The organism is Variovorax sp. 3319 (assembly GCF_031456585.1).
Lineage (GTDB): Bacteria > Pseudomonadota > Gammaproteobacteria > Burkholderiales > Burkholderiaceae_C > Variovorax > Variovorax paradoxus_P.
This window is the reverse complement of record NZ_JAVDUZ010000003.1, coordinates 285,265-305,242: the sequence shown is the minus strand read 5'-3', so window position 1 is coordinate 305,242 and position 19,978 is coordinate 285,265. Positions and strand designations below refer to the sequence as shown.

18 protein-coding genes are annotated in these 19,978 nt (G+C 65.8%); 2 read left to right on the top strand and 16 right to left on the bottom strand.

What is annotated here, in order from left to right:
* Window positions 1–20: 20 nt before the first annotated feature.
* The 9 genes from J2X67_RS08610 to J2X67_RS08570 all read right to left on the bottom strand — a co-directional run bounded on the left by J2X67_RS08610 (window position 21) and on the right by J2X67_RS08570 (window position 8,870).
* Window positions 21–680, bottom strand: a complete 660-nt coding sequence (locus J2X67_RS08610) for a DUF2894 domain-containing protein (protein WP_309952519.1) — start codon at window positions 678–680, stop codon at window positions 21–23.
* Between the two features lie 23 nt (window positions 681–703).
* On the bottom strand, window positions 704–1,357 hold the full coding sequence (locus J2X67_RS08605; protein WP_309952518.1) for an OmpA family protein: 654 nt from the start codon (window positions 1,355–1,357) through the stop codon (window positions 704–706).
* A complete protein-coding gene (locus J2X67_RS08600) occupies window positions 1,357–3,450 on the bottom strand; it encodes a DUF802 domain-containing protein (protein WP_309952203.1) in 2,094 nt (697 codons plus the stop codon). Before J2X67_RS08600 ends, J2X67_RS08605 begins: the two co-directional genes overlap by 1 nt.
* Window positions 3,447–4,133 (bottom strand): DUF3348 domain-containing protein, encoded by a 687-nt coding sequence (locus J2X67_RS08595; protein WP_309952200.1) that lies wholly within the window; start codon window positions 4,131–4,133, stop codon window positions 3,447–3,449. The genes J2X67_RS08600 and J2X67_RS08595 overlap by 4 nt, the downstream gene beginning before the upstream one ends.
* 272 nt (window positions 4,134–4,405) lie before the next feature.
* Window positions 4,406–4,747 (bottom strand): alpha/beta hydrolase, encoded by a 342-nt coding sequence (locus J2X67_RS08590; protein WP_157614522.1) that lies wholly within the window; start codon window positions 4,745–4,747, stop codon window positions 4,406–4,408.
* A 163-nt stretch (window positions 4,748–4,910) separates the two neighbouring features.
* A complete protein-coding gene (locus J2X67_RS08585) occupies window positions 4,911–5,789 on the bottom strand; it encodes an isocitrate lyase/PEP mutase family protein (protein ID WP_309952199.1) in 879 nt (292 codons plus the stop codon).
* A 4-nt stretch (window positions 5,790–5,793) separates the two neighbouring features.
* Window positions 5,794–7,248, bottom strand: coding sequence for a bifunctional 2-methylcitrate dehydratase/aconitate hydratase (locus J2X67_RS08580; RefSeq protein ID WP_309952197.1), 1,455 nt, complete (start codon window positions 7,246–7,248; stop codon window positions 5,794–5,796).
* Between the two features lie 45 nt (window positions 7,249–7,293).
* Window positions 7,294–8,460, bottom strand: a complete 1,167-nt coding sequence (gene prpC / locus J2X67_RS08575) for a 2-methylcitrate synthase (RefSeq protein WP_309952196.1) — start codon at window positions 8,458–8,460, stop codon at window positions 7,294–7,296.
* Complete coding sequence (locus J2X67_RS08570) at window positions 8,457–8,870, bottom strand: hotdog domain-containing protein (protein WP_309952194.1); 414 nt, start codon at window positions 8,868–8,870, stop codon at window positions 8,457–8,459. Before J2X67_RS08570 ends, prpC begins: the two co-directional genes overlap by 4 nt.
* A 106-nt stretch (window positions 8,871–8,976) precedes the next feature.
* On the opposite strand from J2X67_RS08570, the gene J2X67_RS08565 reads away from it, so the two are divergent.
* A complete protein-coding gene (locus J2X67_RS08565) occupies window positions 8,977–10,488 on the top strand; it encodes a short-chain fatty acyl-CoA regulator family protein (RefSeq protein ID WP_309952191.1) in 1,512 nt (503 codons plus the stop codon).
* On the opposite strand, the gene J2X67_RS08560 is transcribed toward J2X67_RS08565, so the two are convergent.
* Together J2X67_RS08560 and metE are read right to left on the bottom strand one after the other, a co-directional pair.
* Window positions 10,430–11,296 carry a hypothetical protein gene (locus J2X67_RS08560; RefSeq protein WP_309952190.1) on the bottom strand — a complete coding sequence of 289 codons (867 nt, stop codon included), beginning with the start codon at window positions 11,294–11,296 and terminating at the stop codon, window positions 10,430–10,432. The genes J2X67_RS08565 and J2X67_RS08560 overlap by 59 nt on opposite strands.
* A gap of 38 nt (window positions 11,297–11,334) precedes the next feature.
* Window positions 11,335–13,689 carry a 5-methyltetrahydropteroyltriglutamate--homocysteine S-methyltransferase gene (metE, locus tag J2X67_RS08555; protein ID WP_309952188.1) on the bottom strand — a complete coding sequence of 785 codons (2,355 nt, stop codon included), beginning with the start codon at window positions 13,687–13,689 and terminating at the stop codon, window positions 11,335–11,337.
* A gap of 102 nt (window positions 13,690–13,791) precedes the next feature.
* On the opposite strand from metE, the gene J2X67_RS08550 reads away from it, so the two are divergent.
* On the top strand, window positions 13,792–14,718 hold the full coding sequence (locus J2X67_RS08550) for a LysR family transcriptional regulator (RefSeq protein WP_309952187.1): 927 nt from the start codon (window positions 13,792–13,794) through the stop codon (window positions 14,716–14,718).
* Window positions 14,719–14,770: 52 nt separating this feature from the next.
* Here the strand turns inward: J2X67_RS08550 and mmsB are convergent, their stop codons facing one another.
* The 5 genes from mmsB to J2X67_RS08525 are packed head-to-tail and all read right to left on the bottom strand — an operon-like array spanning window position 14,771 to window position 19,913.
* Complete coding sequence (gene mmsB, locus J2X67_RS08545) at window positions 14,771–15,667, bottom strand: 3-hydroxyisobutyrate dehydrogenase (protein WP_309952185.1); 897 nt, start codon at window positions 15,665–15,667, stop codon at window positions 14,771–14,773.
* 31 nt (window positions 15,668–15,698) lie between these two features.
* The gene (locus J2X67_RS08540; protein WP_309952181.1) at window positions 15,699–16,814 is read right to left on the bottom strand and encodes an enoyl-CoA hydratase/isomerase family protein; all 1,116 of its coding nucleotides are present in this window, start codon (window positions 16,812–16,814) and stop codon (window positions 15,699–15,701) included.
* Window positions 16,815–16,843: 29 nt separating this feature from the next.
* Window positions 16,844–17,998 carry an acyl-CoA dehydrogenase family protein gene (locus J2X67_RS08535; RefSeq protein WP_309952180.1) on the bottom strand — a complete coding sequence of 385 codons (1,155 nt, stop codon included), beginning with the start codon at window positions 17,996–17,998 and terminating at the stop codon, window positions 16,844–16,846.
* Window positions 17,995–18,393 carry a lysozyme inhibitor LprI family protein gene (locus tag J2X67_RS08530; RefSeq protein ID WP_309952178.1) on the bottom strand — a complete coding sequence of 133 codons (399 nt, stop codon included), beginning with the start codon at window positions 18,391–18,393 and terminating at the stop codon, window positions 17,995–17,997. Before J2X67_RS08530 ends, J2X67_RS08535 begins: the two co-directional genes overlap by 4 nt.
* Window positions 18,390–19,913, bottom strand: coding sequence for a CoA-acylating methylmalonate-semialdehyde dehydrogenase (locus J2X67_RS08525; RefSeq protein ID WP_309952177.1), 1,524 nt, complete (start codon window positions 19,911–19,913; stop codon window positions 18,390–18,392). The genes J2X67_RS08530 and J2X67_RS08525 overlap by 4 nt, the downstream gene beginning before the upstream one ends.
* Window positions 19,914–19,978 lie beyond the last annotated feature (65 nt).

Below are 19,978 nucleotides of genomic sequence, written 5' to 3'. Positions count from 1 at the left end.
TGTTTAGCTCCAATCCCGCGTCAGGCGGATTTGCCGCGCCCGGACTTCTTCGGGGTTTCGGCGCGCGGTGCATTCACGGGCGCGGCCGCACCGGCACCGTTCAGCTGGTCGACCCACAGCAAGGTGTCGACGTAGCTCATGAAGCGGTTGAGGTACTCCGGCGACAAATCTCGCATCAACAGCAGCGACCGGTGCACCAGGTGGTGCGAGTTGAGCGGGCCCGCGTTGTCGGGCACCTTGGCGAGCGACTGCGTCAGCCGCCGCTCGGCGCTGAGCCGCGACCAGGTGCTCTTGAAATAGCTGAGGGTCTTCAGTTCGGCAGGGGCCGGTGCGAGGCCGTGCAGGGTTTCGTCTGCCGTTGCGATTGATGTTGCCCCGGCAGCACCGACGATGGCCGGTGCATGCCGCCCGATGTGGTCGACCAGTTCCGCAAGCGCGCCGCGCCCGGGCGGGCCTGCCGGCACTTGCCTCGCAGCAGGCGACGCCGGCGCGCTCTCGCTGCCCTGCCGGGCTTTCTCAAGCTTCTCGCCATAGGCCGCGGCCAGGCCGGCGAGCTTTTCATCGAGGATGCGCCGCGCTTCGCCCTGGTGCGCAGCCGCGCGCCTGGCCAGCGCCTCCATGAAATGAAAGCGCACCGGGTCGGCGCGGTGCTGCCCCCGCGCGCGCCAGGCGCCGATCATTGCAACGGGGTCGGTGTGCTCGCTCACGGGCGCTTGGTGGTGGCGTTCGATTGCCTTGGCGTGGGCGCCATTTCGACGCGCCGGTTCTTCGACCGGCCTTCGGCATCGGCGTTGGACGCCACCGCCTGCTCCGATCCGAACGCCGCGGCAAACACCGACGACGAGGGAATGCCCTCTTCGATGAGCGCCCGCGTGACCGTGAGCGCCCGTTGGGCCGAAAGCTCCCAGTTGTCGGCGAACGGGCGGTTGCCGTCTTTCGACTGCCGCATCTGGCGGTCGTCGGTGAAGCCGCTCACCATCAGCACTTCGTCGCGGGCGCGAAGGTAGGCCGCCACCGGCGCGGCCAGGCTCTTGAGCAATTGGCGGCCTTCGGGTTGCAGGTCGGCGGAGTTGAAGGCAAACAGCACGCTGCCGCTGATGCCGATCCGCCCGTTGTTCAGCGTAACCCGGCCCGCCGCAAGCGGCCCGGCCAGGGCTTGTTCGAGCGCTTCGCGGCGCTGGGTTTCAGCCTGCCGCTGCTGCACTTCGGCTTCGAGCTTGGCCGCAAGGTCCAGCTGCATGCCGAGCGCGCCCACCAGAATGAGCACAAAGGCGCCGACCAGGCCCGCCATCAGGTCGCCGAAAACCGCCCAAACCGGAACGCTCGGTTCCAGTCCGCCGTCGGCTTCTTCACCCATCATGCTTCGCTGCCCACCGCGGCTTGCCGGCTGGCAATCTGCTGCAGGTCTTCGACGATCTGCTTCTGCGACATGATGCTGAGGTCGATGACCTCTCGCGCCTGCGCAACGTAGTAGGCCAGTTGCTCGTCGCTGCGCGCAATGGATTTGCCCAGCGCGCCTTCAACGCGCTGCAGATGCGCCACCAGCTTGTCGTTCGATTCGCTGAATTGCTGCACCGCAAACCCGAAGGCTTCGCCAAGGCTTGCCACCTCGACGGCGCTGCCGGTGATCTGCGCGGCAACGCTCTCGAGCTTTCCGGTTTCGGACTCGACCTTTTCGGTGAATCGGCTGCCTACGCGTTCGAGCACATCGGCCGACGCGCCGACCAGCGCATCGACTGCCGAGCGCTGCTCGGTGGAGGCGTGGTTCACGGCGTCGAGCAAGGTGCCGAGCGTTTCCATGATGCGGCTGCGCTCTTCCAGCATTGCGTTGTCGCGCGCCATGCTGTCTGAGAGCTTCTGCCGGAGTTCGGCCACCACCTCGGCCGCGACGCGCGGTGCGTCGGAAGCGGCTTGCAGCAGTTGCGCGATTTCTTCAACCGTGCTCTTCGCATGCGCTTGCGCCTGTGCCGACATATCGCGCGCAGTTTGCGCCAGGGTTTCGAAGAGCTGTTGCTGCTGGCCGGCCGTGTTCGCGCCCGCCTTCTGCCATTCTTGCTGCAGCGATGCAGCCATTGACGACAGCGCCGCGGTCCACGCCGACAGCCGCTGCTCGTCGCGCGATGCCATGTCGGTTTGCAGGCCGGCATGCGCCTCGCCTACCGTCCGCAGCAGCGATGCGGAGTGCTGCTCGAAGGTGGCTGCGGCAGCCGCGAGCGACTGCTGCGTGTCGCCCGACAGTTTTTCGCTGGCGCGCTGGTGCTCTGCGAGCGCGCTGCCCCATGTGTCGGACACGCTGCCGACCGTGCTTTCGAGCCGCGCGGACACGCTTTCCACCAGCGAGGCCGAGCGTTGCTCGAAGGTTTCGGCAAAGCGCGCTTGCGAGACACGCAGGTCTTCGGCCAGCGCCTCATTGCTGCGCTGGTGTTCAGCCAGCGCAGCCTTCCATGTGTCTGCCACGGTGGCCGTGGTCGCCTCGAAGCGGCCTGAAAGGCCTTCGAGCTGCTGCTGCACAGTGTTTGCCACCGTGCCGTGCAACGAGGCCGTCTCGCGCGCGATGCCGGCCATGGTGGCTTCGACGACGGGCTGGATCGTTGCGCCGGCAATGCGGGCGCTTTCGGTCAGGCTTTGCTTCAGCGATTGGTCGACCGACGAGGCCAGGCCCGCATACACCGCCTCGGCCTTGCTGTGAAAGTGCTCCTGGCTGGTGATCAGGCGCTCGTTCAGCGCCTGGCTCTGGCGCTCCATGGCAGTCAGCATGGCTTGCAGCTGGTCGACCAGCACAGGCATGGCCTCGGCCTGCCGTTCGAGCAGCTGGAACGACGCCTCGCGCTGATGCACCAGCGAGTACACGCGCAAGGTGGTCGCAATCCTGGTGTCGAGCATCTGCCCGGCCTGCAGCCGCTCGCGCCGGCACAGCGCCGAAGCCAGGCCCAGCATTGCAGAGGCGGCCACGCCCGCCACCGACGTGCCGAACGCCAGCCCCAGGCCCTTCACAGGCGCGGAGAGCGAGGCGCGGATGGCCTGCAGGTCGGTGGCGCTTTCCAGCGCCATGCCGGTGCCGTTCAGCGTAACCACCATGCCCAGAAAAGTGCCCAGCATGCCCAGCAGCACCAGCAGTCCGGCAAGGTAGGGTGTGAGCGAGGGGCCGGGCAAGCCGACGCGCTCGCCCTCGATGCGCAAGCGCACCGCATTGCGCAGCGACGGATGCAGCTGCTCGAGCCACGAGCCCAGGTTGGCCGGCGCTTCGGTCAGCGCCCCCACGGCACGTGCCAGGGTGGAGGTGGCCTGCCTGAAGCGATGCAGCTCCACCACGCCCATGAGATAGAACGCCCCCACCAGCACCGTGATCGAAAGCGCCAGCGGATGGCTGGAGCCGACGTAGCCCGCGCCAACCCAGCACACGGCGGCAAGGCCGGCGGCAAAAACAGCGTATTGAAGAAATCTGGTCATGGCACTCTGGTTGCCTCGCGAAAGGCTTCAAGAAGCCCTTCCACAGGTTGAAATCGGAAGTCCAGTTCGGCGAGCAGCACGTTCTTCATGTCCTTGCGGAACACACGCAGCCACTCGCCGGCCTGGGCCTCGCTGGCGGGCTCGGCTGCCATCGACAGGCCGTCCTCGCTCAAGCGGGTGAAATGTTTTTCGAGCAGGGCGGGCACACCGGCCAAAAGGCTGTGCTCGCGCGCAGCCAGCACTTGTTCCATGACCACGTCGACGGCGGCCAGCCGGGCCATGGCCGTCGACCTGGCCGCCAGCGCAGCCCGAAGGCGCCCGCGCAAGGGGCCGATGCCCGCTTCCATGGCCTGCTGAAGGGCAAGGTAGCGACGGCGAAACGGCGCGAACTCGGTCGCTGCCGCCACGGCGGTATCTTCGGCAATGGCCTTGGCCAGCGCAGTGCGCGCACCGGCGCACTCCCGCTCCTCGGCGTTGGCGCCAGGACGCAGACGCGAAGAGGCAGCCGCCGGAACGCCGTCCAGCGCCGCGGACAGCGAAATGGCATCGGTCCAGCCGAACCATTGGCTCAATCGGTCCGCGGTGGCTTGTCGGGGTTCGCGCAGGTCCGTATCGGCCAGTCGCGAAAGCAAGCGAACAAGCGCCGAACCGTTGAAAACTGTGCGCTGTGAAACGTGCGCCATACCCCTGAACGAAAAACCTGGCAGTCTACACCGGCGCTCCCGCCCGGACGCCCCCGACCAACCCTCCCCGCCCAGTGAAACTTCCGGTAACGCGATGGCCGGTAACCAATGGTCGCCGCGCCCGAAAATGCTCCCGCTCCAGGCCCACCTCGCGGCTTGCCGGGCCCTTGACGACAAATGCAAAAAGCCGGACGGCGCCAATGGCATCGTCCGGCTTTTTGTGCTGCCGGGAACAGGCGGCCCGGTGCCGCTGTTCCCGTGCCTGGCCCTTTTTACAGGCCGGCTTGACGCGTGAAGCTGCGCGCTTGCGACGGAACCACGCTGCCTGCGAAGGCTTCGCGGCGCAGGTTCTGTCCGGGGGCATGTGCCGCGGCAACGGCTTCGCTACGCACTGCGGCGCGGTCGGTCGAAGCAGCCAGCACGGGCGCCACGGTAGCCGAAGCGGCATCGCTGTACACGTTGCCTTCGCGGGCTGCGGCGGCGGCTTGGGGCGCCACGTCGGCGCGGCTATAGCCGGAAGTCAGGGGCTGCACGCCTTCGTACGTTTCTGCGTGGGCGCCAGCGGCGGCGAGCAGGGAGAGAGCAGCGGCGGCGAGGATGTTCGAGGTCTTCATTTCAATTTCCTTCTTGATTGGGCTTTGGATGCCCTGAAGTTTGCACCACGATTACAAGGGAAAACCCTAGCCAATCGAATCGCAGTGTTCATGAAACTGAAACAATGACGCGGAACTTTCCGATGAGAGGGCGAAAGTGCACATCTCGTTTAAGAAATTTGGTTCAGCCGGCGTACTTTTTCTCTAGCTCGTCGAGTTCGTGCTTGCCGACCAGCCGCTGCCGTTCGGCAAATGAAGCCACGAGAGCCGGGTCTTCATCGAGGCGGCGAGTATCACGCAAAACGGTCAACGCACGTTGCATGCCAGCGACCGCGCCCTGCAATGCCGCGTTGGCATACAGGACCAGCCCGTAGCCGAGGGCGCCGAGCTCTTCGGCGCCAAAAGTCGGTGTCTTGCCGCCGATCACCATGTTCATGAGTTGGGGCTTGGCCAGCCGCCGCGGCAAGACGAGCACTTCTTCGGCTTTGGTGACCGCCTCGACAAAGAGAATGTCGGCACCCGCCTCGCTGAACTGCTGCGCGCGCTCGATGGCGGCCTCGAAGCCGTGCACCGCCGCTGCATCGGTGCGGGCCATGATGAGCAGGTCGGCATCGGTGCGGGCATCGGCCGCGGCCTTGATCTTGCCGAGCATCTCGGCCGTGTCGATGACCGCCTTGCCCGCAAAGTGGCCGCAGCGCTTGGGGCTGACCTGGTCTTCCAGCTGGATGCAGTCGGCCCCTGCCCGCTCCAGCACACGCACCGCGTGCCGCACGTTGAGCGCGTTGCCAAACCCGGTGTCGGCATCGACCAGCAGCGGCAGGTTCACGGCATCGCGAATTCGCGCAGTGTGCTCGGCTATCTCATGCAAGCCCATGAAGGCCTGGTCGGGCAACCCGAAGTGCATGTTGGTAACGCCGGCACCCGTGACGTAGATCGCCTCGAACCCGAGGTCTTCGATCACCCGGGCCGACAGTGCATTGAACGCGCCAGGCACCAGCACGCCGCGGCGCGCCTCGGCCAGGCGGCGCAGCACTTTCTTGGTGGGTTCGGTGTTCGCTTGCATCGGCTCAGGCGGCGTACAGATCGACATACTCATGCACCGGCATGGCCTCGAGCTTCTTTGCATCGAGCGACACATCGAGGATGGCCTGCTGCTGCCTGTGCGCAAAGCGGCGTGCCAGGTTGGTGCGGAACTTGGCTTCGAGCAGCGGAATGCCATCTATGCGGCGGCGCCTGTGGCCGATGGGATATTCGACGACCGCTTCTGAAAAGCCGGTGCCGTCCTTGAACGCCACGGTCAGCGCATTGGCAATGCTGCGCTTCTCGGGGTCGTGATAGTCGGCCGTGAAGCGCGGGTCTTCCACGCACACGATCTTGTCGCGCAACGCATCGATGCGCGGGTCGCTCGCCACGCTGTCTTCATAGTCGGGGGCCGTGAGGCGGCCGAAGATCATCGGCACCGCCACCATGTACTGGATGCAATGGTCGCGGTCCGCCGGATTGGCGAGCGGCCCTTTCTTGTCGATGATGCGAATGCACGCCTCATGCGTGCGGATGGTCACGCGCTCGATATCTTCCACGGTCTTGCCGGCCTGCTTGAGCTGCGCATGCAGCGCCATGGCCGCCTCCACCGCCGTCTGGCTATGAAACTCCGCCGGAAAGCTGATCTTGAACAACACGTTCTCCATCACATAGCTTGCATACGGCCGCTGGAACTTGAAGGGCTGGCCCTTGAACAGCACATCGTAGAAGCCCCAGGTCTTGGCCGTGAGCACGCTGGGGTAGCCCATCTCTCCGGTCTTGGCGATGAGCGCAAGACGCACCGCGCGGCTGGTGGCGTCGCCCGCGGCCCAGCTCTTGCGGCTGCCGGTGTTGGGTGCATGGCGATAGGTGCGCAGGCTTTGCCCGTCCACCCAGGCCAGCGACACGGCGTTGACGATCTCGTCGCGCGACAGGCCCATCAGGCGCGCCACCACCGCGGTCGAAGCCACCTTCACCAGCACCACGTGATCGAGCCCCACCTTGTTGAACGAATTCTCCAGCGCAAGGCAGCCCTGGATCTCATGCGCCTGGATCATGGCGGTGAGCACGTCGCGCATTACCAGCGGCTTGCGCCCTGCGGCCACGGCATTGCGGCTGAGCCAATCGGCAGTGGCAAGAATGCCGCCCAGGTTGTCGCTCGGATGGCCCCACTCCGCTGCAAGCCAGGTGTCGTTGAAGTCGAGCCATCGAATCATCGTGCCAATGTTGAAGGCCGCCTGAACGGGGTCGAGCTGGTACGGCGTGCCTGGCACCTTCGCACCATGCGGCACCACGGTGCCGGGCACGACCGGGCCGAGCAGCTTGGTGCAGGCCGGGTACTCGAGCGCTTCAAGCCCGCAGCCGAGCGTGTCGATCAGGCAGTGGCGCGCTGTTTCGTACGCCAGCGCGCTGGTGATCTGCTGGTGGTCGAGCACGTAGTCGACGATGTCGACCAGCACCTGGTCGGGTTCGGGGCGGACGTTGCTGATGTGAGCGGACATGGTTCTTCTCTGTTGCGGTAACGGTGCTGGCTTGCGTGCGCGCGTTCAGCGGCGGTCTGAGATCGGCACGAAGGCCAGGTCTTCAGGCCCGGTGTAGTTGGCGCTCGGCCTGATGATCTTGTTGTCCTGCCGCTGCTCGATGATGTGGGCAGCCCAACCGCTGGTGCGCGCAATCACGAAGAGCGGCGTGAACATGGCAGTGGGCACGCCGAGCATGTGATAGCTAACGGCGCTGAACCAGTCGAGGTTGGGGAACATCTTCTTGGCGTTCCACATCACGCTTTCGATGCGCTCCGCAATGTCGAACATGCGCGTGGAGCCGGCCTCGTCCGATAGCTGCCTGGCCACCCGTTTGATCACCGCATTGCGCGGGTCCGACACGGTGTAGACCGGGTGCCCGAAGCCGATGACGACCTCCCTGGCTTCCACCCGGCGGCGAATGTCCGCCTCGGCCTCGTCGGGCGTGTCGTAGCGCTTCTGTATCTCGAAGGCCACTTCGTTGGCACCGCCGTGCCTGGGCCCGCGCAGTGCACCAATGGCGCCGGTAATGGCCGAATACACATCGGAGCCCGTGCCGGCCACCACGCGCGCGGTAAAGGTCGATGCGTTGAACTCGTGCTCGGCATACAGGTTGAGCGAGGTGTGCATGGCGCGCTCCCAGTTTGCGGAAGGCGCGCGGCCGTGCAGCAGGTGCAGGAAGTGCGCGCCGATCGAATCGTCGTCCGTCTCCACATCGATGCGTCTGCCCTGCGTGGACCAGTGATACCAATAGAGCAGCATCGAGCCCAGCGATGCCATCAGCCGGTCGGCAATGTCGCGTGCACCGGGCAGCGAGTGGTCGTCTTTCTCGGGCAACACGCAGCCGAGCGCCGAGACCCCGGTGCGCATCACGTCCATCGGATGCGCACTGGCGGGCAGGCGCTCCAGCGATTCCTTCACGCTCGCGGGCAGGCCGCGCATTGCCTTCAGGCGGGCCTTGTAGGCACGCAACTCCGAAGCTGTAGGCAGCTTGCCGTGCACCAGCAGGTGCGCAATTTCCTCGAACTCGCAGACGTCGGCAATGTCGAGGATGTCGTAGCCTCGGTAGTGCAAGTCATTGCCGGTGCGCCCCACGGTGCACAGCGCGGTGTTGCCTGCGGTCACGCCCGAAAGCGCCACGGATTTCTTCGGCTTGAAGCCGGTTGCGGGCGCGTTCTCTGCGATCAGTGTCATACCGTCTCCTCGAGTGTCTGTTCATGAAGGTGCGGCGGGTTTGCCAGCCGCACCGGACGCCCGACGGCGTCGACCGCCACCATTTCGAATTCGCCGTCGAGCACACGCGTTAGCGCATCGGTGACCACGTCTTGCACGCTGCCGGCAACGCGCACCGTGAGCGAACTGCGGCCCACACGCGAAACATGCGTATCGAGCACCAGGGTGCTGCCCAGCCGCACCGGCGCATGGAACAGCACCTCGCCGCAGCGCGCCATCACCACGTCGCCGCGCGCAAAGCTGCGGCCGGAGAGAAACGCCACCTTGGACAGCAGCTGCAGCGCCTGCCCACCGAACAGGGTGCCGTAGTGATTGGTGTGTTCAGGGAACACCACCTCGATCGATCGGACTGTGCCGCGTGCGTTTTGCATATTCGCAATTTACGCAAGATCGTGCCCATAATGAAGGACTGAATTGGCGAATGATTGCGAAGACCGCACCCGCGATTTTGCGAATCTTGCGAAGAACGGATTGAAGATGAAGAAGACCTTCATGGGCGTGCGCCTCAGAAGCCTGCGCGAAGAGCGCGGCCTGAGCCAGTTCGCGCTGGCGCAGCAGCTGGGCCTGTCGCCGAGCTACCTGAACCAGATCGAGCAGAACCAGCGTCCGCTCACCGTGCCGGTGCTGCTGCGGCTCCATGCCACGTTGGGTGTCGACATCCAGGCGTTCTCTGAAGACGAAGAGGCGCGCCTTGTTGCAAGCCTGCGCGAAGCGCTTGCGGACAACCCAGGCGGCGACGCGGTCGCGCTTGCCGAACTGCGCGAGGTGGCCACGCAAATGCCGGCCGTGGGCCGCGCACTGGTGGCGCTGCACCAGCGGCACCGCGACGCGACCGAACGGCTCGAAGCACTGGCTGCCGAACTGGGCGACGGCCGCGGCGACCTTGCACGCATGCCGCAGGCTCGGCCCATGCCCTTCGAAGAGGTGCGCGACTTTTTCTTTGCACACCAGAACCACATTGCGCCGCTCGATGCCGCGGCCGAGGCCTTCTCCGCGCAATGGCGGCTGCGCGAAAGCAGCCCCGGCGACCGGCTCGCGCAGCGGCTGCTGGAGGCCCACGGCGTGCAGGTGGTTCCTGCCGAAGACGACGAAGGCGGTGCGCAACGCCGCTACGACCCGGCCACACGTGTGCTGCGGCTTTCCCGCTACCTGGAGCCGGGCCAGCACGCTTTTCAGCTTGCAACGCAGCTCGCGTTCCTTGAAGTGGGCGGCCTCATCGACCAGCTCGTGGCCGAGGCGCCGCTCTCGAGCGATACCGCTCGCTCCCTCGCGCGCATAGGCCTGGCCAACTACTTTGCCGCCGCCCTGCTCTTGCCCTACGGGATATTTCTCGAAGCAGCCGAGCAGCTGCGCTACGACATCGACCAGCTGGCGAGGCGCTTTGGCGTGGGCTTCGAGACCATCTGCCACCGGCTCAGCTCGCTGCAGCGGCCCGAAGCGCGCGGCGTGCCTTTCTTCCTGATTCGCGTCGACCGGGCGGGCAATATATCGAAGCGGCAATCGGCCACGCACTTTCACTTTTCGAAGACCGGCGGCACCTGTCCGCTATGGAACGTGTACGAAGCCTTTGCGCAGCCCGGCCGCGTGCTCACCCAACTCGCGCGCATGCCCGACGGCCGTGCCTATCTCTGGATTGCGCGCACGGTGTCGCACGGGTTCCGCGGCTACGGCTCGCCCAACAAGACCTTTTCCATCGGCCTGGGCTGCGACATCAGCCACGCAACGCGGCTCGTCTACTCCAAGGGCCTGGACCTGCGCGACCCCGATGTGCCGACCCCCATTGGAGCCGGCTGCAAGGTGTGCGAGCGCGAAGCCTGCCCGCAACGCGCCTTTCCGTTCGTCGGCCGTCCGCTCGAGGTGGACGAAAACCAGAGCCGCTTCATGCCATATGCCGCAGCGCCCGATAAATACGGCACGGCGCGCTCCGCGCTCAAGAGCGGGGCCAGCCGCGCACCAGCGTCCGGATTGCCACGGCGCCGCTTGCCTTGACCTCTGCCCGGTAGGCGCCCACCAACGCTTCGCGCTCGGCCGCGGCATGCGAGTCGTTGCGCCAGGCAAGCAAGGCAGCCACGTCTGCATCGGGCAGTGCCGCGAGCAATGCCTGCGTCACCTGCTTTTCGAGTTCGCGCGCCACGGTCAACAGGTTGCGCGGACGCGGCGACGTAACGCCGCGCGACCACAGTGTGTCAACCGCCATGTCGAGCGTTCTGTCAGGCAACGATGTGAACTGGCCGGCATTGCCTCGGGCCAATTGCTTGACGACGGAGCTCAGCAGCAGCTGGCTTGAGAAGTCGACTTCCCGCAGGTCGGCCACGGCCATGCGCTCGAGAAGCTCGGTGCGTGCAGGATCGGCCGGCTTCGCGCGTTCGCGGTTGAAGAACTCAAACTTTGCCGCCTGGTCTTTCGCGGCGTAGTCGGCACGCAGTTGCGCGAAGCGGGCCACCGCCGCCAACACCTGCGGGCCCGGCGCGGTTGCACCCTTGCCTGCCGCGGCTACTTCCTGCCGGATGGCGGCAACGGATGCCGCTACATCGAAAGACCGGGCAGCGGCCCCATCCAGCGCCTTGAGTGCGTTGTCGGCAATGGCCTGGTCGGCAGGCTCCAGCAACTCGCGTGCATCGCGCGCCACCGCGCCCGGCGCATAGGCGGCCTGGTAGCGCGCCTGCACGCCTTCGAACTGCAGCAGCGCTTGGGCGCGGTCTTGCGCACGGGCCATTGCCGGGGCCAGCAGCAACGGCAGGAGCAGAAGAAAGGGCGCGAAGAGGGAACGTCTGGCAACGATTGGGAAAGCGGTCATGGCGCCATTATTGGCGCTTGCCACGACCGCACTCCGCTTCAGGCGATGGCCAGTTCCTCACGCAGCAGCTTCGCAGCCGTCACCATGTTCGACAGCGCGGCCTCCGTCTCGGGCCAGCCGCGGGTCTTCAGGCCGCAGTCGGGGTTGATCCAGAGGTTCTCCAGCGGCACCACGCCCGCGGCCTTGCGCATGAGGCGCACGATTTCGTCCACCGAAGGCACACGTGGCGAATGGATGTCGTACACGCCAGGGCCGATCTCGTTCGGGTAGCGGAAGCCGCCCGCACTGTTCTCGCCACCGAACCCCCGCAGCAGCTCCATGTCGGAACGGCTGGTCTCGATGGTGATCACATCGGCATCCATTGCGGCGATTTCCGGCAGGATGTCGTTGAACTCCGAATAGCACATGTGGGTGTGGATCTGCGTCTCGTCGCGCACACCCGAAGCGCTGATGCGGAACGCGCGCGTGGCCGACTTCAGGTAAGCCGGCCAGCCCGCACGGCGCAGCGGCAAGCCTTCGCGGATTGCGGGCTCGTCGATCTGGATGATGCCGATGCCGGCGCCTTCAAGATCGACCACCTCGTCGCGGATCGCCCAGGCAATCTGCTCGCAAGTGGTGGCGCGCGGCTGGTCGTCGCGCACGAACGACCATTGCAGGATGGTGACGGGGCCGGTCAGCATGCCCTTCATCGGCAACTCGGTGAGGCTCTGTGCATAGGCGGTCCACTCGACCGTCATGGGCGCCGGACGCGCCACGTCGCCGAAGATGACCGGCGGCTTCACGCAGCGCGAGCCGTAAGACTGCACCCATCCGTTGGCCGTAAACGCAAAGCCGTCGAGCTGTTCGCCGAAGTACTCGACCATGTCGTTGCGCTCGGCTTCGCCATGCACCAGCACGTCGATGCCCAATGCCTCCTGCTTGCGCACGGCCAGCGCGATTTCGGCGCGCATCTTTTCGCGGTAGCCCGCCGCATCGAGCTCGCCACGCTTGAAGGCAGCGCGCGCCGCCCGAATCTCCGAGGTTTGAGGGAACGAGCCGATGGTGGTCGTCGGCAACGCGGGCAACGCGAAGCGCGCGCGCTGCACCGATTGGCGCTGGGTGAAGGCGGACGCGCGCTGGTCGTCGCCCGCCACGCTGCGCGCAAGCCGCAGCGCCACATCTACACGGTGCACGCGGGGGCTGCTGCGCCGTGCGGCCACGGCGGTACGCGCGGCGTTCAGTTCTTCAGCCACGGAGTCTTCGCCAGCTTCGAGCACGGTGCGCAGCACCCGCAGTTCATCGAGCTTTTCGACCGCGAACGCGAGCCACGACTTGAGCTCTGCATCGAGCTTGCCTTCGGCAGCCAGGCTGAACGGCACATGCAGCAGAGAGCACGAAGGCGCAATCCACAGTTCGCCCCGGCTCTTGTCGACCGCCGGGCGCAGCGTGGCAAGCGCGGCATCGGGGTCGGTGCGCCAGATGTTGCGGCCGTCGACGATGCCCACCGACAGCACCTTGTGCGCCGGAAGCCAATCGGCCACGCCCGTCAACTCTTGCGGCGAACGCACGGCATCCACGTGCAGGCCGGCCACCGGCAGCTGGCAGGCCAGGCGCAGGTTGTCCGAAAGCGGTGAGAAGTAGGTGGCCAGCAGCAGCTTGGGTGCACTGCGGGCCAGTTGCCAGTAGGCACGCTCGAAGGCGTTGCGCCAGGCATCGGGCAGGTCCAGGCCCAGGATGGGCTCGTCGATCTGCACCCACTCCACGCCCTGCTGCTTCAGGCGATTGAGCACCTGCTCGTAAACAGGCAGCAATGCATCGAGCAGCGAGAAGCGGTCGAAGCCCGACTCCTTCTCCTTGCCGAGGTACAGAAAGCTCAGCGGACCGAGCAGCACGGCCTTGACCGCATGCCCGGCCTGCTGCGCCTGCGCCACTTCGTCGAACAGCCGGGCCGAGGCCAGCCTGAACTGCGTGGCCGCGGTGAACTCGGGCACGAGGTAGTGGTAGTTGGTGTCGAACCACTTGGTCATCTCCAGGGCGAAGGTGCCCGCGGTGCCTTCGCAGCCGTGGCCGCAAGCTGCATCGTGCACATGGCCGGCCTCGTCTTCGACGCCGCGGGCCATCTTGAAATACCGTGAGAGTTCGGGCTCGTCGCCCTTGAAGCCGAAGCGCGCCGGCTCGCAGCCGAGCAACTGGATGTGGTTGGCCACGTGGTCGTAATAGGCAAAGTCGCCGACGGTCACGTAGTCGAGCCCCGCGTCGGCCTGGGCCTGCCAATGGCGTGCACGCAGCTGTTCGCCGACTGCTTCGAGCGAGGCGCGGTCGATTTCGCCGCGCCAGTGCTTTTCGAGTGCGAACTTCAGTTCCCGGTTGGCGCCCATGCGCGGAAAGCCGAGGGTGTGGGTACGGGTGGTCATTTGCAGGTCTTCCGGTCGCTGGATCTTGAGAATCCGCAATGGTCGGGGTTTGGGGCATATGATTCAAACGAAACCTTTTGCCCTTTCACTTGAAATTCATTCATGTTGCAGTCCATCCTCGAGATACGGCACCTGCGCACGCTGGTTGCGCTGCGCGACACCGGCAGCCTGGTGCGCGCGGCGCAGTTGCTCAATCTCACGCAGTCGGCGCTGTCGCACCAGATCAAGCTGCTCGAAGACCGCTACGGCGCGCAGCTGTTCGAGCGCAAGTCGGTGCCGCCGCAGTTCAGCACCACCGGGCTGCGGCTGCTGCAGCTGGCCGACACCGCGCTGCCGCTTGTCGAAGAAGCGGAGCGCGATGTGGCGCGGCTTGCGCTGGGGCGCAGCGGGCAGCTGCGCATCGTGGTCGAGTGCCACACCTGCTTCGACTGGCTGATGCCCGCGATGGACGCATTTCGCCAGCGCTGGCCCGAGATCGAGCTCGACATCGTCTCGGGCTTTCACCCTGACCCGATTGCCCTGGTCATGCAGAACCGCGCCGAAGTGGCAATCGTCTCCGAGCAGGACCCGGACGAAACCGTGGACTACCACGCGCTGTTCCGCTTCGAGATCGTTGCGCTGCTGGCTAACGACCACGCGCTCACGGCCAAGCCGCATCTCACCGCGCGCCACTTTGCCGACCAGACGCTCATCACATATCCCGTGCCGGACGAAATGCTCGACATCGTGCGGCAGGTGCTGGCCCCGGCCGGCGTGGAACCCGCGCACCGGCGCACCACCGAACTCACGGTGGCGATGCTGCAGCTGGTGGCAAGCGGCCGTGGCATTGCAACTTTGCCGCTATGGGCGGTGCAGAACTATCTCGACCGCGGCTATGTCACAGCGCGCCGCGTCGGTGCCAGGGGCCTCACCGGGCGGCTGTACATGGCATGCACGCAGGGCACTTCCGGCCAGCCATGGCTGGCTGACTTTGTGCGCATTACACGCGAAAGCTGCTTCAAGAGCCTGCCCGGAATCGAGCTGCTTTGAGCACGGGCATGAGCCGCGTTGCTGCGGCCGCGCACGCTGTTTGAAGGAAAGGCTACGACGCCTTCTGCACCAGCTTCAGCACGCTCGAAAAATCGAGCGCACCATGGCCCGCGAGGCTGTGCGCCGCATACAGGCTGCGCGCCAGCCCGCCGAGCGGCGTGGCAGCGCGAACGGCGGTGGCGTTTTCTTGCGCCAGGCCCAGGTCCTTCAGCATCAGGTCGGTGCCGAAGCCGCCTGCGTAGTTCTTCGATGCGGGGGCTGCATCCATCACGCCCGGCATGGGGTTGTATTTTTCGAGCGCCCAATTACCGCCGGAGCTGCGCCGCATGATTTCGGACAGCACCTTCGGGTCGAGCCCGTTGGCAACGCCCAGCGCCAGCGCCTCGGAGGTGCCGATCATCAAGATGCCGAGCAGCATGTTGTTGCAGATCTTCGCGGTCTGGCCCGCGCCTGCCGCGCCAGCGTGGAAGATGTTGGCGCCCATCTTCTCGAGCACCGGACGCGCGCGCTCCAGGTCTTTCGATTCGCCGCCGACCATGAAGGTGAGCGTGCCGGCAATGGCGCCGCCGGTGCCGCCGGAAACCGGCGCATCGATCATGGCAATGCCCTTGGCAGCGGCCGCTTCGGCCACCTTGCGCGACGTTGCAGCAGCGATGGTGCTGCTGTCGATGACGAGCGTACCGGCCGCAATGCTCTCGAGCAGGCCGGGCTTGCCGGCGCCCCCGAGAAACAGGCCTTCCACATGCGCACTGGCCGGCAGCATGCTGATCACCACCTCTGCGCCGGCAACCGAATCTGCCGCCGAAGCGGCAATGCCCAAGCCTTCGGCCGCGTATTTCTTGCAGGCCTCGGCCGACAGGTCGAAGGCCCTGACCTCGTGGCCGGCCTTCTTCAGGTTCATGGCCATCGGGCCGCCCATGTTGCCGAGGCCGATGAATGTGATCTTCATTTTTTGTCTCCGTTGTATTTGTGGAAGAGAGTCAGGCCAGCGCAGCCAGCTCGGCCGGCATTTCGCCGCGCGGACGCAGGTGGTCTTCGATGAATGCGGGCATGATCTCTTCGATGGTGGCCGGGTTCCAGCGCGGGTTGCGGTCCTTGTCGATCAGCACCGCGCGGATGCCCTCGGCAAAATCCTTGTGCGCACAGAAGCCGAGCGAAGCCCAGTATTCGAGCCTGAACACCTCCGCCAACGACATGCGGTGCACGCGCTGCCACAGCTCGAAGCTCAGCGCGGCCGAACTCGGCGCGCCCTTCATGAAGGTCTTGGACGCAGACTGCAGCCACGCATCTTCGCTTTGCAGGTTGCGCAGGCGCTTCGCAATGTCGAGCAGGTCGTCGCCGGCCATCAGGGCGTTGATGGTGTCGTAGTGCTCGCGCACCTTGGATGGCGGCATCTGCGCGCCCTCACCTGCCCGCGCGAGGATGCGCGAAAGCTCTGCACGGTCGGCCTTCTGCTCGCCGTGCCAGCGCGTTGCGGCAATTGCCTCGAGCACCTGGCCCTTGTGTTCCTGCGGCACCAGCACGTCGGCCAGCCCGCAGAAGATGGCGTCGGCCGCATTCAGGTTGGCGGCGGTAAGCGCCAGGAACAGGCCCGTGCGGCCCGGCGTGCGGCGCAGGAACCAGCTGCCGCCCACATCGGGGTAGAGGCCGATGCTGATCTCGGGCATGGCAATGCGGCTCTGCGGGGTAACCACGCGGTGCGAGCAGCCCGACATCAAGCCCACGCCGCCACCCATCACGATGCCGTGGCCCCAGCAGAGAAACGGCTTTGGAAAGGTATGAATGAGGTAGTCGAGTTCGTACTCTTCGCGGAAGAAGTCTTCGGCGTAGGTATTGCGCTCGGGGCCGCATTCGAGCAGCGTTTGATACAGCTGGCGCAGGTCGCCGCCGGCGCAAAAGGCTTTTTCGCCGGCCGCCTGCATCAGCACGCCGACGATGCCCTCGTCCTTTGCCCATTCGCGCAGCTTGGGCGTGAGCAGGCGCACCATGTCCACGGAAAGCGCGTTGAGAGAGGCCGGTGCGTTGAGCGTTGCAACGCCGAAGCGCTGGCCGCCGGCGGTCTTGATTTCTTCAAAAAGAACTACGGAGTCGGTCATTGTCTTGAGAGGGTTCCGGATGCGGGGCGTCAGCGGATATCGCTGTCCCCTTCCAGCAATTTTCGCGCAACGATCACGCGCATGATTTCGTTGGTGCCTTCGAGGATCTGGTGCACGCGGGTATCGCGCACCAGCCGTTCGAGCGGAAACTCGCTCAAATAGCCGTAGCCGCCGTGCAGTTGCAGCGCGTTGTTGCAGACGTTGAAGCCCGCATCGGTCGCAAAGCGCTTGGCCATGGCGCAATAGGTGCTGGCATCGGCATGACCCGCATCGAGCTTGCTTGCGGCAAGCCGCACCATCTGCCGCGCCGCGACAAGCTCCGTGGCCATGTCGGCCAGCTTGAACTGCAGCGCCTGAAAACTCGATATAGGCTTGCCGAACTGCTGTCGCTCGTGCAGGTAGCGGCGCGCCGCATCCAGCGCGCCCTGCGCCGCACCTACCGAACAGGTCGCGATGTTGATGCGCCCGCCGTCGAGCCCCTTCATGGCAATGCGAAAGCCCTCGCCCTCTTTGCCCAGCAGGTTTTCGGCTGGCACCCGCACGTTGTCGAAGCTGATGGTGCGTGTGGGCTGGCTGTTCCAGCCCATCTTGTGTTCCTTCTTGCCGTAGCTCACGCCGGGCGCATCGGCCGGCACCGCAAAGGCGGAGATGCCGCCCGCGCCGCCGCCGCCGGTGCGCGCCATGAGCACCAGCACGTCGGTCGAGCCCGCGCCGGAGATGAAGGCCTTGCCGCCGTTGATGACGTATTCCGCCCCTTGCAGTTCTGCGCGGGTCTTCAAAGACCCGGCATCGGAGCCGGCGCCAGGCTCGGTAAGGCAATACGAAGCCAGCTTGCGCCCGCTCGTCAGGTCTTCGCCCCACCGTTCTGCCACGGCATCGGTCGCCCAGGTGCCGAGCATCCACGTCGCCATGTTGTGAATGGTGATGAAGGCCGTGGTCGACGGATCGACCGCGGCCATTTCCTCGAACACCAGCGCAGAGTCGAGCCGCGGCAGGCCGAGGCCGCCGATGCGCTCGGGCGCATACAGCCCGCAGAAGCCCAGTTCGCCCGCCTTGGCGATGGCTTCTTTCGGAAAGATGGCCTCGGCGTCCCACTGCGCCGCAAAAGGCGCGAACTCGGCCCGCGCAAAGTCGCGCGCACTCTGCGCAAAGGCGTTCTGCTCTTCGGACAATTCGAAGTTCATTGTTCGCGGCCCTTCCAGCGATCCAGTTCGGCGGTCCGTTTCAGGGTCGATTTCTCCAGACATGAGTTGAACACCAGCGGCCAGATGGAGCCGCCTTCGTTCGCTTTCGAGGCGCGCTTGCATGCGGGGTCGCGGCCCTTGAGCCAGGCGCGCTGCTCGGTGCGCAACGCGACGCGCATCTGCGGCGAGAGGGTCTTCATCACCTCGCCGTAGCGGATGTTGAGTGCGGCATCGGCCGCACGAAAATCGCGCGCGGCGCAGGCGTTCAGCTGCTGCTGGTTGCCGTCGGGATTGCAGTCGTCCGGACCGGCGTCCGCGGCCGCCTGCACCCCGCCCGCCAGCAAAGCCAGCGCCGCCATCGCGCCACAGGCCACGACGCGAAGCCTGCGCCTCATTTGAGGCTGATCGTGGTGTTGACGCCGTGGCTCACGGTACTGTCGTCGAACCAGCGCGCCGTCACCGTCTTGGTCTGCGTGTAGAACATGATGACCTGCTTGCCGTAGGGGCCCAGGTCGCCGAGCTTGGATGCGCGCGAACCGGTAAAAGAGAACATCGGCACAGGCACCGGAATCGGCACGTTGATGCCGACCTGTCCCACGTCGATGTCTTCCTGGAAGCGGCGCGCCGCGGCGCCCGACTGCGTGAAGATGGCGGTGCCGTTGCCGTTGGGGTTGCTGTTGATCAGCTCGATGGCTTCGTCGATGTTCTCGGCGTCTGCCACGCACAGCACCGGGCCGAAGATTTCCTGGTCATAGATGGTCATGCCGGGCTTCACGCCCGAGAAGATCGTCGGGCCGACGAAGTTGCCCTTCTCGTAGCCGGGCACAGTGGGCTTGCGGCCATCGAGCTCCAGCTTGGCGCCGTCGGCCAGGCCGCGTTCGATGAGGTTGCTGACGCGGTCGTAGGCTGCGCAAGAAACCAGCGGCCCCACGTCCACGCCCTTCTCGGTGCCGGCACCGATCTTCAGCGTCTTGGCCTTTGCAATGAGCTCGGGCACCCAGTTGCGCGCCTCGCCCACCAGCACCGCCACCGACACCGCCATGCAGCGCTGGCCCGCGGCGCCAAAGCTCGCACCTGCCAGCGCGTTGAGCGTTTGCTCCTTGTTGGCGTCGGGCATCACGATGGCGTGGTTCTTCGCGCCCATCATGCATTGCACGCGCTTGCCGGCCAGCGTGGCGCGGTTGTAGACGTGCGTGCCCACCTTGGTCGAGCCGACGAAGCTGATCGCCTTGATGTCCTTGTGGTCGCAGATGCCGTTGACCACCGCCTCGCCGCCGTGAATCACGTTCAGCACGCCGGGCGGAATGCCGGCTTCGAGCGCCAGTTCGCACAAGCGCATGGTCACCATCGGGTCTTGCTCCGAGGGCTTCAGCACAAAGGTGTTGCCGGTAACGATGGCCATCGGGAACATCCACAGCGGAATCATGGCCGGAAAGTTGAACGGCGTGATGCCGGCGCACACGCCCAGCGGCTGCAGCAGCGTGTAGGTGTCGACGCCATTGGCCACGTTGTTGGCCAGCTCACCCAACTGCAGGTTGCCGATGTTCGACGCGTGCTCCACCACTTCAAGGCCGCGGAACACGTCGCCCTCTGCGTCGGGCAGCGTCTTGCCTTGCTCGGCCGTGAGAATCGCGGCCAGCTCGCTCATGTTCTCGCGAATGAGCTGCTGGTACTTCAGGAAGATGCGGGCGCGGGCGCCAATAGGCGTCTTGCGCCAGGTCTTGAAGGCGTCCTTGGCGGAGGCCACTGCGGCATCGAGCTCGGCCTGCGTGGCAAAGGGCACGCGGGCCAGCACCTCTTGCGTGGCCGGGTTGACGATGTCGCGCCATTCGCTGGTCTTCGACTCGACGAACTTGCCGCCGATCAGCAGCTTGACGGTGGCGACCTGGGTCTTCGGGGTGGTGGTGGCGTCCATGGGGTTTTGTCTCCTGTGAATACGGGGCCTGCGTGGCAGGTTCAAGCCGCATCCTAGCTTTGCAG